The organism is Jeotgalibacillus campisalis (assembly GCF_000829515.1).
GTDB classification, from domain to species: Bacteria; Bacillota; Bacilli; order Bacillales; family Jeotgalibacillaceae; genus Jeotgalibacillus; species Jeotgalibacillus campisalis.
This window is the reverse complement of sequence record NZ_JXRR01000017.1, coordinates 425,292-439,345: the sequence shown is the minus strand read 5'-3', so window position 1 is coordinate 439,345 and position 14,054 is coordinate 425,292. Positions and strand designations below refer to the sequence as shown.

Here is a 14,054-nt window from a genome sequence, read left to right as displayed (position 1 = left end):
GCTGACTTCCTCCTAGCAATTAATACATAAATCGATTCATAAAGCGCAGCTGATCAAATTGCTCTATTGATTCCGGTTTGATGCGTTTACCGATCCTTGCCATTAAACAATTTGCCGGATGGGAACTAATCTCAGGATCGTCTGTTGCATAATACTCCAGCCCGCCTGCATTCATCATTTTCTCCATTATCTTACGATACTCCCACACATTCAGACCGGTTCCTTTTAAATCCCAATGCCAGTAATATTCAGTTGTAATAATAATATAATCCTCCATCGCATCATCCATCATGGAGACTTTAAGAAGGTTCTTGCCTACAGATGCGCCGCGGAACTTCGGAATCACTTCAATTGCACCAAGCTCAATCAGATTCTTCATTTTCCCGTGTGACCAGCGTTCAAGGGGATCCGGGTACAAATAGGTCACATACCCGACAACCATATTGCGTTCTCTTGCTACAATGATTCTTCCTTCCGGCAGAGCAGCAATTTCTATCAGCGCTTTGTGCTGTTGAGCCGGCGGGCGAAATGCCACAAGATCTTCATGGAATTCAAGTGATGAGAGATCGTTTGCTGATACGGGACCTTCAATCACAATTGAACCTTTCGTCGTTTTTAATTCTTTTGCATTGTAAATTTTTATATGGTCCATATGATGGCTCACCTTCATTTCGTTGATGTTCTATCTATAGCATACTTATAAAATAAAGCGCTTTCAACTAAAACATTTATTTGAAAGGAAACACATGCGATATAGTCTGTTATTTTAAAAAATTGAGATAATTATAGTTTTGTACTATACTAAAGTGGACATTTCTTACATAGGGGGACGATTTTATGAAATTGGAAGCGTTACCATCCATTAAAGGAAAATACAACATGGAAGATTATAATGAAGCGGTATCATCGTTTGACTGGAAAGAAGCTGAAAAAAACTTTTCCTGGCATGAAACAGGGAAAATGAATATGGCGTACGAAACCATTGACCGCCATGCAGAAGGCGATAGAAAGAACAAAGTGGCTTTGTATTATAAAGATGGGAGCCGCAATGAAAAATATACTTTTAGAGAAATGAAAGAATTAACAAACAAAGCAGCAAACGTATTAAAAAGCCAGGGAGACATTGAAAAAGGAGACCGGGTTTTTATTTTCATGCCGCGGTCACCTGAACTGTATTTCAGTTTGCTTGGGGCACTAAAAATAGGAGCGATCGTCGGGCCTCTATTTGAAGCATTTATGGAAGGAGCCGTAAGAGACCGCTTAGAGGACAGTGAAGCAAAGGCTATTATAACGACACCTGAATTACTGGAACGGATTCCTGTAAATGAATTGCCTCAGCTTGAACATATTTTTGTAGTAGGGGATAAGGTGGAGGAAGACGGTGTTCACATCGATTTCATGAAGCACTTTGCCAATGCGAGCCGGTCTTTTTCAATTGAATGGCTTGAACGGGACGATGGATTGGTTTTGCATTATACATCTGGTTCAACCGGTAAGCCAAAGGGCGTTCTGCATGTTCAGGAAGCTATGGTGCAGCACTATCAGACCGCTAAATGGGTGCTTGATTTACGTGAAGATGATGTTTATTGGTGTACGGCCGACCCTGGCTGGGTGACAGGAACATCCTACGGAATCTTTGGTCCGTGGCTGACTGGAGCGACGTCCGTCATTGTCGGAGGACGTTTTAGTCCAGAGGCGTGGTATCAGACATTGGAAGAGTATGGGGTAACGGTATGGTATAGTGCCCCTACTGCATTTAGAATGCTCATGGGTGCTGGTGATGAATTGGTTAAAAAATATGACCTTTCTTCCTTGCGTCATGTGCTCAGTGTTGGAGAGCCGCTTAATCCAGAAGTCATTCGATGGGGCATGAAGGTATTTCACCACCGTATCCATGACACATGGTGGATGACAGAAACAGGCGGACAAATGATCTGCAACTATCCAACACTTGAGATAAGACCGGGATCTATGGGTAAACCGTTTCCGGGAGTTGAAGCGGCAATCGTTGATGATCAGGGGAATGAATTACCAGCCAATCGAATGGGGAACCTGGCATTGAAAAAAGGATGGCCATCGATGATGAATACCATCTGGAATAATGAGCAGAAATATGAGTCTTATTTTATGCCAAATGGCTGGTACGTCTCAGGTGATTCTGCTTATAAAGATGAAGACGGCTATTACTGGTTCCAGGGCAGAATCGATGATGTTATTATGACATCTGGAGAACGGGTTGGACCGTTTGAGGTTGAAAGTAAATTAGTGGAGCATCCGTCTGTTGCCGAAGCAGGTGTTATTGGCAAGCCGGATCCTGTGCGGGGAGAAATTATTAAAGCATTTATTGCTTTGCGTGAAGGCTATGAAGCAACGGATGAATTAAAAGAAGAAATTCGCCAGCATGTGAAAAAAGGGCTGTCAGCTCATGCTGCTCCAAGAGAAATTGAGTTCAAAGACAAGCTTCCTAAAACCAGAAGCGGAAAAATTATGAGACGCGTGCTTAAAGCGTGGGAGCTTGATTTGCCTACAGGTGATTTGTCTACAATGGAAGAGTAATAAAAAGCGTAAAAGAGGTCAACCACCTAAGGTTGACCTCTTTCTTATTCTTCTTCATCCGTTGTATTATCATCACTTGAATCGGAAGAATTATCATCATCCGGGGATTCTTCTCTTGAATCAGAAGAAGTTTCTTCTTCCTCTTCAGTATCATCTTCAGGAGGATCTTCAGCTGGAGGATCTTCTTCTTCCGGTGGATCTTCAGGCTCCTCGTCTTCTGGAGGATCAGGAGATTCAACCGGCTCCTCAGGTTCTTCTACATCCTCATCCTCGTCATTACTGCTGCCATTTCCTCCTGATGGTGGAGTAGAAGCAGGCGGAGTTGCTGTCGCCTGAGTGTCCTGAGATTCTTCAGTCTGCTCAGTTTCATCAGCTTCCTCAGATTCAGGAGGTGGAGCAGCGCCAATTCTTACCTCGTTTGACCGTGCAGATTCTTTTCCTGCAACATCTACTGCTACTACTTCATATGTTCCAGCAGAAAGAGAGGAAGTTAAAGATTCATCGACTTTTCTGATCGCGACTTTTCTGGATCCGGAATAAACCCGGTAACCGACAACATCACTGCTTCCTGAAGGAGTCCAGGTTACAGAATTCCCTGAAACTCTTGCTGTAACAGTTCCAGGATTGCTGCCGTCATCTTCAAGTCTGCTATCTGCAACAAGTAGGTTATCAAAATAATCATTGGTATCCGGGAAAAGTTTTGAAGCATCTCCGCCATACGGTTCCAACATTTTTTCAGCGAAATTGGGACTTAACAAAGCACCGGTTGATGAAAATTCATCTGGCGTTGAATCAAGTGCAACATACCGCTTTCCATTAATGGTTACGTATTTAGATGTGGATAATCCTTCATTTTCTCCTGAAGGGTTAAAGGCTTCGGTGGCTATTGTATCGATTGTTAGTCCCGCTGCTGAACATGCACTGTCTGCAGGCAGACCTGTAAAGGAGCAAATTGATTGATTTACGACCCCATCAGGACGTGCAAATTTATCCGATGGATCAATAAGATCAGGATTTACTTCTCGTGCATTATTCATCATCTGAGCCCAAAGCGTAATGGCTCTTCGACTGGCCTCTGAACCCATTGAAGAAGGTTGATCATAGCCAAACCAAATGCCAAATGTAATATTTGGGTTTGTTCCAATAAACCAGTTATCATGAAACTCACTTGAGGTACCAGATTTTGATGCCCAGTCAGTAGAAAAATTTAACGTTTGCGGAGCTGCAACACCTGAGCCATTTATCATCGTGTCCCGCATCATATCAAGCGTCACATACGAGGCTGCAGGTGAAAAAATTTCTTCAGGTTCAGTTTCATGCTCATAAATCACATTGCCTTCTTGATCAAGAATTTTTTCAATCATATACGGTTCATTAAATTGCCCCATATTTCCGAGCGCTGCATAGGCAGAAACATTTTCTTCAACGGTCAGTCCATGATCGAGTCCGCCGAGAGAAAAAGCAGGATACGAATATTCAGCCTCACTGATTCGTTCAGGATTCGTTTTTCGAAGAAATTCACCAGGATCATACCCATCCGCAAGCATTTTTCCGAAAAGCCGTGCGGCAGAAAGGTTATGGGATTTGGCAAGAGCCGTTCTTGCAGGCAAAATACCGTATTCCTTGCCTGTTACAAAGTTAACAGGCGACCAGCCATTATGAGTAAAGCTTACATCCACAACCGGGCTCGCTGCTCCAATCAATCCGTATTCAACAGCTGGCGCATACACAACCAGCGGCTTAATGGTTGAACCGGTTGATCGGTAAGAACGTGTGGCGTGATTCGTCTGTTCCTGTTCAAAATCACGGCCGCCGGTGAAAGAGATAATTTTCCCTGTATGGTTTTCCATTAGGATCGATCCTACCTGAACAGGGGCGCTTACTTCCACGCTTTTACCTGTTTCATCGTCTATATCCATCACAGTTTTATTCGGCCCATAATTTTCGTATTGATTTTTCGCTATTTCCATCGTATCGTATATTTCTTTGTCAATCGTGGAATGAATCTCATAGCCTCTTTGTCCTAAATCTCTCTTTGCAATTGCTTTATATTCATCACTAAGCTGTTTACTATCATCCACCTGTTTTTTAGGATAGCCGTCTTGTTCAGCCAGGTAGTATTTTAAAATATCCACTGCACGGTCTTCCACTTCTCGCGTTACATACGGATATTGATCCACAGCACTGGCGGCAGGAGGGATGAAATCCTGTGTTAAATCATAATTAAGTGCTTCATCGTGTTCTTCCTGTGTAATGGAGCCCTCCCGAAGCATTCGAAAAAGAACTTCCTGTTTTCTTTCCACACCCGGCTGAAGACCTTCAGGCGACTTTAATTCCCCTGCATTGGTAAAAGGGGTATAACCATAAGGTGCCTGGGGCAGTCCGGCTATAAAAGCTGCCTGAGGAAGGGTTAGATCTTTGGCATCTACACCAAAAATACCTTGAGCTGCCGTTTGAACGCCGGCAATATTATTACCGGAGGAGTTTCTTCCCATATCCGCCATATTTAAATAGGCCTGTAGGATTTCCTCTTTTTCAAAAAAACGTTCGACACGAAGCGCAAGCAGAATTTCTTTTGCTTTTCTGTCAAAAGAGACTTCATTTGTAAGTACCTGATTTTTTATTAATTGCTGGGTGAGGGTACTGCCCCCGGTCTGGTTCGCTGAATTGGTGACTTCCTGGAAAAGAGCACGCATAATAGCTTTTGGGACGACGCCATCATGCTGCATAAAATATTCATCTTCCGTGGAAATTACAGCATCAATCAGAAGAGGAGAAACATCATCGAGGACTACTTTTTCGCGTTCTAAATCCGTTCTGATTTTCCCTAAATACACTTCATTGTCAAAATAAATATCAGAAGTTTCCGTGTAATCGTATAAATCCGTTTGAAGGGATTCATAGGACAGCACTTTTTCATCCTTTACAAGAGACGCAAAATATCCGGCTCCTACTCCGCCTGCAAAAGCTGCACCCAGAACACCAAAAATAATGAGCAGTAAAAAAATATTCCACAAAACCTGATAGGATATTCTGAATTTCTTTGCGGCACCCGCTTTCACGAAAGCGGATTTTATAGAATCGATACGTTCTTTAAAGGGTAGTTTGCGATCTGCCAATAGTTATCATCCTCCTTGAAACATCCTCCCTATTATAACATATTTTGCAGGAATTCAATGGATATTGCGGCATAAAGTGCACGAGCTAAAAAGAAGGAGCTTGACATAAAACTAAACAGTGTGGTAAAAATACGTTATCTAATTAAATAACGAAGCAATGAAGAGAATAAGTAGAAAATCCTCCCTGTTACTTAGAGAAGCGGTGGCTGCTGAAAACCGCTACAAAGGATTGATCGAATTACACTCTCTGAGCTGTTTTCTGCCCGCGTAGAAAACCGGATAACAATCCGTTATGAAATGAAGTGGAAGAGCCAATGTGCTCTTAAGCTGGGTGGTACCGCGCATAAAAGCGTCCCTGCATAAGCAAGGGGCTATTTTTATGCGCTTTTTTAATTTAAAGCTGAAGCGGCCCGTTCAGGCCCGACAAGTTTAAGGCCCGGAGCAAAAGGAGGGGGGTTCATGCCTCCGTTGATGCGGGACTTAAAACCTCGAGGGCCTGGCCGCAGAAGCTGGATAAAGTAAAAGCTGAAGCGGCCCGCTTAGGCCCGACAAGTTTAAGGCCCGGAGCAAAAGGAGGCTGATATTTGCCTCCGTTGATGCGGGACCAGCGGATTGATGAGAATGAAGGAGGAAAAAAGATGGAATTGCTAAATGATTTAACATGGAGAGGGATAATTTATCAGCAGACAGATGAAGCAGGAATGAAAGAGCTGCTGGAAAAAGAATCTGTTTCTTTATATTGCGGGGCTGATCCAACAGGAGACAGCCTGCATATCGGCCATCTTCTCCCTTTTTTAACGATGAAACGATTTCAAAACCACGGCCATCGTCCTGTGGTTCTTGTGGGGGGAGCAACCGGACAGATTGGTGATCCCAGCGGAAAGAAAGAAGAACGTTCCCTGTTAACGACAGACCAGGTCGAGCACAATGTGAAATCCATCCAGGCTCAGCTTGAAAAAATCTTCGCCATCTCTGGAAATACGGGTGCCGTAATGGTAAACAATCTGGACTGGATTGGCAAAATAGATATGATTTCTTTCCTTCGTGATTTCGGTAAATATGTAGGTGTTAACTACATGCTGGCAAAAGATACGATTGCCTCACGATTGGAAAGCGGCATTTCTTTTACTGAGTTCACTTACACGATCATTCAGGCTATGGATTTTAACCACTTATACAGAGAACTGGATTGTAAACTTCAAATCGGGGGCAGTGACCAGTGGGGAAATATTACAACGGGGCTTGAACTGATACGCAAGATGAACCACGATGCAAAAGCATTCGGCATGACGATTCCGCTCGTAACAAAGGCGGATGGAACAAAGTTTGGTAAAACCGAAAGCGGGGCAATCTGGCTTGATCCTGACAAAACGTCTCCATATGAGTTTTACCAATTTTGGTTTAATGCATCAGATGCGGACGTAGTGAAATATCTTAAATTCTTCACGTTCCTTGAGAAGGATGCCATTATCGAACTTGATAAATCTGTTCAAACAGAGCCTCATCTGCGAGCAGCTCAAAAAGCACTGGCAGAAGAAATGACACGCATGATCCACGGGGAAGAGGCGTTGGCACAAGCCCAGCGTATTACTGCTGCTCTGTTCAGCGGAGATCTGAAATCTCTTAACAGCACAGAACTAAAACAAGGCTTCAAAGACGTACCGACTCATACTTTAGGAAAAGAAGATTCTGCTGTGTTAATTGATGTACTAGTTAATGCGGGCATCTCTTCTTCTAAGCGCCAGGCGAGAGAAGATGTAACAAACGGTGCTGTTTATATAAATGGCGACCGTGTCACTGAACTGGATGCTGTTCTAGAAGGCGACGTCCGGCTCGATGGGCAATTTACCATCGTCCGCCGAGGAAAGAAAAAGTACTTTATGATTCAGTATGCATAAGAAAATGAGTGTGGGACCTTTACAGGGATCCCACACTCATTTGTTGTATAAAGAATCATTTTATGATCTGTACAGAAAGGGGAGAATGAAAGTGCCTATTTTTTTCAAGATAAGATGATAAAAGGTGCATTTAAATCCTTTATACACTCCCATGAGTTTAAAGAAGAAGGCAATCTCACCGTAATGACGGATATTTTCGATTATCGTTCGCCTTTAGGCCTTCTCGGGAGGGGTGCCGATAAATTGTTCCTGGAAAAATACATGAAAAATTTCCTGTCCAATCGTGCTGTTGAATTGAAAAGGCTTGCTGAAGAAATGTGTAGTAGATAAAGACCCCATTCTACCAATAGAACCTTTTCCTGTTAGTTAATTGGTCAAAAGTAAGGTTATGTCCCAGGCTCTTGTTTATAAGGAATAATTATTTATTCACCAAATGCTTCAGGCAGCATTTTAAATCCATCAATCTCTGCATCTTCTTCGATTTCAATCATAATACATCGTTTGCCGTCATAGTTAACTTGCCTTACATATTGCAAGTCCTGGGGGCTGATTGAAATACTGGCGACTTTTGTATTTATTTTGATGGATTTTGATTTGTATTTTGGAACGATACTGCTTGCTTTCAACTCATAGGATTCATTGTCGGTGATCAGTCCAAACGCTTCTTTGATCTTTTCACTGTCCACTTTTTCACCGCTGTTGGTTAATACACGCTCTACATCTTTATAATCTAGCTTAGGTGATTCTTCTTCTTCATTTTCTTCAATTGTAGTATTTATTTCACTGTAAACTTTCGCAAGAGTAGAAGGGGAAAGCTGATCTCCTACTACATTCTTGATCACTTCTTCAAATACTGCTTTATCTTCTTTAGCTGTCATTATTTCTTCGCCATTTAATACTTCTTCTATAAAGCGATAGTCAGGCTCATTTGCTTTACCGGCCGTATACAAAATGTGATTTACATCAGCAGAATGATTGGTGAAGCATGGGAAAAGAAAACCTGTGAGCGGATTTTTCAAATCGATGACAGGGTCCACTTCTATTTTGTATTTAAACTCTTTTTCAATATAATCAAATTGGATTTCTTTTTTCGGTTCCTCTGTCTTGTTAACACTGCACAGGATGAAGCGATGAGCATAAACAGCATCACGGTCGCTTGTTTCCGCTTCGTCGCTCCGGCTTTTCATCGGCTTCATATACTCTGCACGGATAAAGGTAATAACTGTATCTTTCTCATTAGGGTGGTCCTTAATCATTTTTTCAGTCATGAGCAGCATCTGGTCCTGCCAGTCATCCGTTCCGCCGAGCAATCCTTTATGTAAAATAAGCTGACTGCTGTCATCAGCATCGCGCTGGAATTTTAATTCAAATAATTTTTCATTTAATCCTCCAGTCAGCACTTTTTTAAAGTTGTTCATAAAAAGTTCCTGCTGATCAATATCCAGCATCTCAAATGGCTGTTTCTGGGCATGATAGATTTCTGTTGAATCCTTCATTATATAAACGTTAAATATATCAGAGATTTTCAGCAGGTCATTGTCTGCTTTAAATTGTTTTTTTATACCGGCAATATCTTTTTTCTCCAAGAACAGTCACTCCTAAATGGTAAAGTATCAGTTTAAGATGAATTTATCTTATCATATTGAGGAAGGGCTTTCGTTAGGTACTGAAAATAAATAGTTCTCTGCATTGTATCTGTCATTGAGTCAGAGAAAAAATAGTTTATTAAAAAAGAAAAGTCCAGAAACCTTGATGAACAAGGCTTCTGGACTTTGTAATGAAAAGCTGATCTTCGTTAAAATTAACGAGAGTAGAACTCAACGATAAGTGCTTCGTTGATATCAGCAGCAAGCTCTGTACGCTCTGGGAAACGAGTGAACGTTCCTTCAAGCTTGTCTGCATCAAATGATACATATTCAGGCTTGTAGCTGTTAAGCTCCATTGATTCTTTTACAATGTTTAGTTTACGTGATTTTTCACGAACTCCGATTACTTGACCAGGCTTAACGCTGAATGAAGGGATATCTACGCGAGATCCGTCCACTGTAACGTGTCCGTGGTTAACAAGCTGACGTGCCTGGCGGCGAGTACGCGCAAGACCCATACGATAAACAAGGTTATCAAGGCGTGTTTCAAGAAGAATCATGAAGTTGTCACCATGTTTACCTTGCAATTTACCTGCTTTGTCAAACAAGTTGCGGAATTGACGCTCAGTCACACCATACGTATGACGAAGCTTTTGTTTTTCCTGTAATTGAAGACCATACTCAGAAAGTTTTTTACGCTGAGTTGGACCATGTGGACCTGGAGCGTAAGGACGCTTTTCTAATTCTTTACCTGTACCGCTTAGTGAAATTCCTAAACGACGGGAGATTTTCCATGAAGAACCTGTATAACGAGCCATAAGTTGACTCCTCCTTGTGTTTTTATTTTGTTGTAAAATAAAAACCGTACGCGTGATTTATCATTCACTGTCATTTTGTCATCTTGCACCATCGCCCTGCAGCAAGGGTTACGCGATGCACCTAAATGATATAGGAACAAAATGATCAATCAATGCATTCACAATAGGCTGCATTATTTTACACAACAACCATCATATAATGCTCCCGATTGAAAGTCAACAAAAAATGCAAGAAGAGAAACTTTTTATGCGTACTATTTCTTGTGCAATCTCAATTGAATGATAAAATAAATATAAGTCAATTTTCCTATATTACAGCCCATATTTGGCATCCTATGATACAATCAATAAATGGTAATATTTGATAAGAGCAGCTTTGATTCTAAACGATACCCAGTAAAGCGATTACAGCATGCTCAGATTCCATAAAGTTCAGCTGGAGGTGGTTCGATTGGTAAATATCTCTCATAATATGGATCGATTTAAAGCAGGTGTATTTGATCTGTTATCTCTGTCAATGGGCAGTCAGCCTTCAATTCAACTATGGTATGAAGAGCTGAAAAAACTTCTTATAACTGAATTCGAAATTGAGTTCGTACAATATTTCTATGTAAAAAATGATCAGTTGTATTCATATGAAAAATATCAGCCTGAGTGTCTTGCAGAAGGGAAAGCTCTTTTAAAAAATCTGGAGAATAAACCTTTTTCCCGTGCAGGCAAAAAAAGCGGAAAACTGATAGAGGACGAGGATATTTTTATCCCATGCACTGAAAATGATGTACTGGTGGGATTCGTCAGCATTCGTCCAAAGAAAAACAGCGAATTGTTTCAAGATGAGCAATTTACGGCTGAACTGGCAGCTCATTTACGTGTTCTCTATCAAAATGTAATGAAAATGATTTCTACTACAAAAGAGCGCAAAAGGTACCATGAGCTGTTTGAAGTAACAGAAGCTTTCAATTCAATTATGGATGTCAATGAAGTTTTGTCGAGAATTATTGAATCGCTTCGAAAAACATTCCCTGAATTTACGTTTACTTTGCTGCTGTCTGATGATCATGACGAAACGAAAGACCTGCCAATTGAATATTTGGACTATCAAACAACGAATCCAACGATATTACAGGCTTTTGTAACCTCAGAGCTGCTTATTGATGAATCAACGTCTATAGCAACTTTATATGCTCCTTTAAAAGGAAAGCAAGGCGTTTACGGACTTCTTCAGGCTAAAGCGGCCAAGTCGGGGGCTTTCTCAGAAAGTGATCAGGAATTCATTAAGATCCTGTCTTTTACAGCGGGCAATGCATTGGAGAATGCAAAACTGTATGAGCAATCACAGCGGTTGATTGAGGACCTTCAGCTAATTAATGATGTTTCACATGAGCTGAATTCCAACTTGAATTTGTCAAATATGATGGCGTATCTCGTTAAGCAGATATCAAAAGCATTTTCTCCTACCGCAATCGGGTTTATTTTAATTAAAGGAAAAGAACGGACAATTTTAAATGGAAGCAGTCCGTTTTTTACTTCTCCTGAAAGTGAATTGTATATCGAACTTGCCAGAGACCAGTTTAAAAATGGCGCGGAATCATTGTACATAGCAGAATTGTCCTCTAAAATCAGTCGGGAAACAGCCTATCAATCACTTATGGCGGTTCCTATGATTCACAATGATCAGCTCAAAGGTTTTTGCATCGTTCTTCATGAACAGCCATATTTCTTTACGTTTGAAATGTATAAGCTTCTTCAATCCATCGTCCATCATTCTTCTCTTGCAGTAGCCAATTCTTTGCTCAGGGAAGAACTGCAGGAAATGATTAACAAAGATCATCTGACAGATTTATTTGCCCGGAGCTACCTGGATCAATATATTGAAAAATCAATGCTTGATCACGATACGGGTGTATTTATATTAATTGACATTGATGATTTTAAAAAAGTGAACGATACATACGGTCATCAAATTGGAGATGCAGTAATTATTCAGCTTGCCGATGAACTAAAAAAAGCATCACAATCCATTGGCTTTGGGGCAAGATGGGGAGGAGAAGAACTTGCTTTATATTTTCCGAACATTAAAACAGATGAAGCCCTGAAAGTAGTGGAAACTCTTCTCAAGCTTGTGCCAAATCGGACGAACCCGCCTATCACTATTTCCTGTGGAGCTGCAGAATGGCAGGGCCAAAATGGGGATACCTTGATTCATTTAGTAAAGAGAGCGGATGATGCGTTATATGCAGCAAAAAACAACGGCAAAAATCAGCTTATTTTTCAGTCAAACCCGTCTGTTGAGGTAAATTAGACAAGCTATAGATGAGGTTGGGACATAACTGTAATAAAAGATATAAAATGAGGCAGTATCTATCATTAGCAAGAGGTGACCGGAGCGGGAGGTGGCGACTGCAGCAGGATGTGAGGGATGCTTTAGTTTCCGCAGGGCAAGGCGTGAGGAAGCTCAAGCTTGCTGCGAAAAGCGTCCTCCTGAAGCGAAGTGAACCGGTGAAAGAGCTTGAGACATATTTGTCCCAGGCTCATTTTTTTTAGAAAATATATAATGTTTTTAAAAAAATAGAAGAAAATCAATTCTCCCCTTTTCACATTGGACTTCATCGCATAAAATAGGTAATGAAAGCGATTACATTTTAGGGGGAGCTTTTCATGGGCAAGGGGAACAAGCGGTTAGAAACCAAGATGATTCATGCAGGCTATCAAGCAGCAGAACATCTGGGGTCTTTAACGCCGCCAATCTATCAAACATCAACTTTTACTTTCTCCAACGCAGAACAGGGGGCAGAGCGTTTTGCGGGTGAAGACGATGGATATATTTATTCACGGCTTGGAAATCCTACTGTGCGAGTATTAGAAGAACGCATCGCTGCTTTGGAAAATGGAGCAGGAGCGCTTGCTTTCGGCTCAGGCATGGCAGCTGTATCGGCTATATTGTTTCATTTGATTCAATCAGGTGACCATATTTTATGTTCAAGAGGGGTTTATGGCTGCACCTTTGGATTGCTTGAGATGCTTGAAGGGAAATTTCAAATTGAGCATGATTTTATCGAAATGGCAGATGAAGAACGAATTAGGAATTCAATTAAAGAAAATACAGCTTGTATTTACGTCGAGACACCAATAAATCCTACAATGGAACTGGTTGATCTTTCGCTGATTTGCAAAATAGGCAATGAACTGAATATCCCGGTGGTTGTTGACAATACCTTTTGCTCGCCCTACCTCCAGCAGCCGCTTCAATACGGGGCCAATTATGTTGTTCACAGCGCTACAAAATATATCGGCGGTCATGGAGATGTAGTAGGGGGATTGCTGATAGGAGATTCTATTGAACAAATGAACACCATTCGCATGACTACTCAAAAGGATATTGGCGGAATTATGTCTCCATTTGATGCATGGCTTTTACTGAGGGGGCTAAAAACACTTGCTGTCAGAATGGATCGCCATTGTGACAATGCTAAAAAGATTGCCCGCTACTTAGCCGGTCATGCAAAGGTGAAGACGATCTATTATCCGGGCAATAAGGATCATCCGGATTACCACATCGCCAAAGCACAGATGACAAAAGCTGGCGGACTGATATCTTTTCAAATTGAAGGAACCATAGAAACAGCGCAGCAATTCATGAATGAATTATCCATGGTAAAAATTGCTGTTAGTCTTGGAGATGCCGAGACATTGATTCAGCATCCTGTCAGTATGACTCATTCCATTGTGCCGGCCGAATCCAGAGAAAAGATGGGCATTCACGACACACTTTTAAGACTGTCGGTTGGGCTTGAGGCATGGGAAGATATTTGTGAAGACCTTGAACAGGCTTTTCAAAAACTCAAGGCTGCAGCGCTTCCAACTACCCAATAAGGGATAAAGAGTCAGAACAAAACGCAGGAAAACGAAAAGAGAATGCTGCCACGAATTAAGAACTTCGTGACAGCATTCTCTTTAAGTTTGCATTAAACGTTTTAAAGACTTAGCTCTACAGTGAATAAGTGGGGTTCCTACAAATAAAGCTCCCGATTGAAAAGAGTATGAACCGATTCCTTTTTTGGCGAACGGTTTTTTTGA

The 14,054-nt window shown here is 41.4% G+C and carries 8 protein-coding genes and 1 other annotated feature; of the genes, 4 read left to right on the top strand and 4 right to left on the bottom strand.

Annotated elements, in window-relative coordinates; translation table 11 throughout:
• Positions 1–19: 19 nt before the first annotated feature.
• The gene (locus KR50_RS14505) at positions 20–652 is read right to left on the bottom strand and encodes a GNAT family N-acetyltransferase (RefSeq protein WP_041060149.1); all 633 of its coding nucleotides are present in this window, start codon (positions 650–652) and stop codon (positions 20–22) included.
• A gap of 185 nt (positions 653–837) precedes the next feature.
• On the opposite strand from KR50_RS14505, the gene acsA reads away from it, so the two are divergent.
• Positions 838–2,556, top strand: coding sequence for an acetate--CoA ligase (gene acsA / locus KR50_RS14500; RefSeq protein WP_041060147.1), 1,719 nt, complete (start codon positions 838–840; stop codon positions 2,554–2,556).
• Between the two features lie 44 nt (positions 2,557–2,600).
• Here the strand turns inward: acsA and KR50_RS14495 are convergent, their stop codons facing one another.
• Positions 2,601–5,675, bottom strand: a complete 3,075-nt coding sequence (locus tag KR50_RS14495; RefSeq protein WP_084215618.1) for a transglycosylase domain-containing protein — start codon at positions 5,673–5,675, stop codon at positions 2,601–2,603.
• A gap of 148 nt (positions 5,676–5,823) precedes the next feature.
• Positions 5,824–6,035, top strand: a binding site (T-box leader).
• Positions 6,036–6,313: 278 nt separating this feature from the next.
• Between KR50_RS14495 and tyrS the strand changes: the two genes are divergently transcribed.
• Positions 6,314–7,573, top strand: coding sequence for a tyrosine--tRNA ligase (gene tyrS / locus KR50_RS14490; RefSeq protein WP_041060451.1), 1,260 nt, complete (start codon positions 6,314–6,316; stop codon positions 7,571–7,573).
• Positions 7,574–7,995: 422 nt separating this feature from the next.
• Here the strand turns inward: tyrS and KR50_RS14480 are convergent, their stop codons facing one another.
• Positions 7,996–9,159: a DUF4317 domain-containing protein gene (locus tag KR50_RS14480; RefSeq protein ID WP_041060144.1), complete on the bottom strand. Its 1,164-nt coding sequence runs from the start codon at positions 9,157–9,159 to the stop codon at positions 7,996–7,998.
• 215 nt (positions 9,160–9,374) lie between these two features.
• Positions 9,375–9,977, bottom strand: a complete 603-nt coding sequence (rpsD, locus tag KR50_RS14475) for a 30S ribosomal protein S4 (RefSeq protein ID WP_041060139.1) — start codon at positions 9,975–9,977, stop codon at positions 9,375–9,377.
• A gap of 451 nt (positions 9,978–10,428) precedes the next feature.
• On the opposite strand from rpsD, the gene KR50_RS14470 reads away from it, so the two are divergent.
• On the top strand, positions 10,429–12,279 hold the full coding sequence (locus KR50_RS14470) for a sensor domain-containing diguanylate cyclase (protein ID WP_052477134.1): 1,851 nt from the start codon (positions 10,429–10,431) through the stop codon (positions 12,277–12,279).
• A gap of 356 nt (positions 12,280–12,635) precedes the next feature.
• Positions 12,636–13,850 (top strand): methionine gamma-lyase, encoded by a 1,215-nt coding sequence (gene megL / locus KR50_RS14460; protein WP_041060134.1) that lies wholly within the window; start codon positions 12,636–12,638, stop codon positions 13,848–13,850.
• Positions 13,851–14,054 lie beyond the last annotated feature (204 nt).

What these genes read in the sequence shown, in the direction of transcription:
- KR50_RS14505 (WP_041060149.1), bottom strand. Translation starts at nt 652, where the DNA reads ATGGACCATATAAAAATTTACAATGCAAAAGAATTAAAAACGACGAAA.
- acsA (WP_041060147.1), top strand. Translation starts at nt 838, where the DNA reads ATGAAATTGGAAGCGTTACCATCCATTAAAGGAAAATACAACATGGAA.
- tyrS (WP_041060451.1), top strand. Translation starts at nt 6,314, where the DNA reads ATGGAATTGCTAAATGATTTAACATGGAGAGGGATAATTTATCAGCAG.
- rpsD (WP_041060139.1), bottom strand. Translation starts at nt 9,977, where the DNA reads ATGGCTCGTTATACAGGTTCTTCATGGAAAATCTCCCGTCGTTTAGGA.
- megL (WP_041060134.1), top strand. Translation starts at nt 12,636, where the DNA reads ATGGGCAAGGGGAACAAGCGGTTAGAAACCAAGATGATTCATGCAGGC.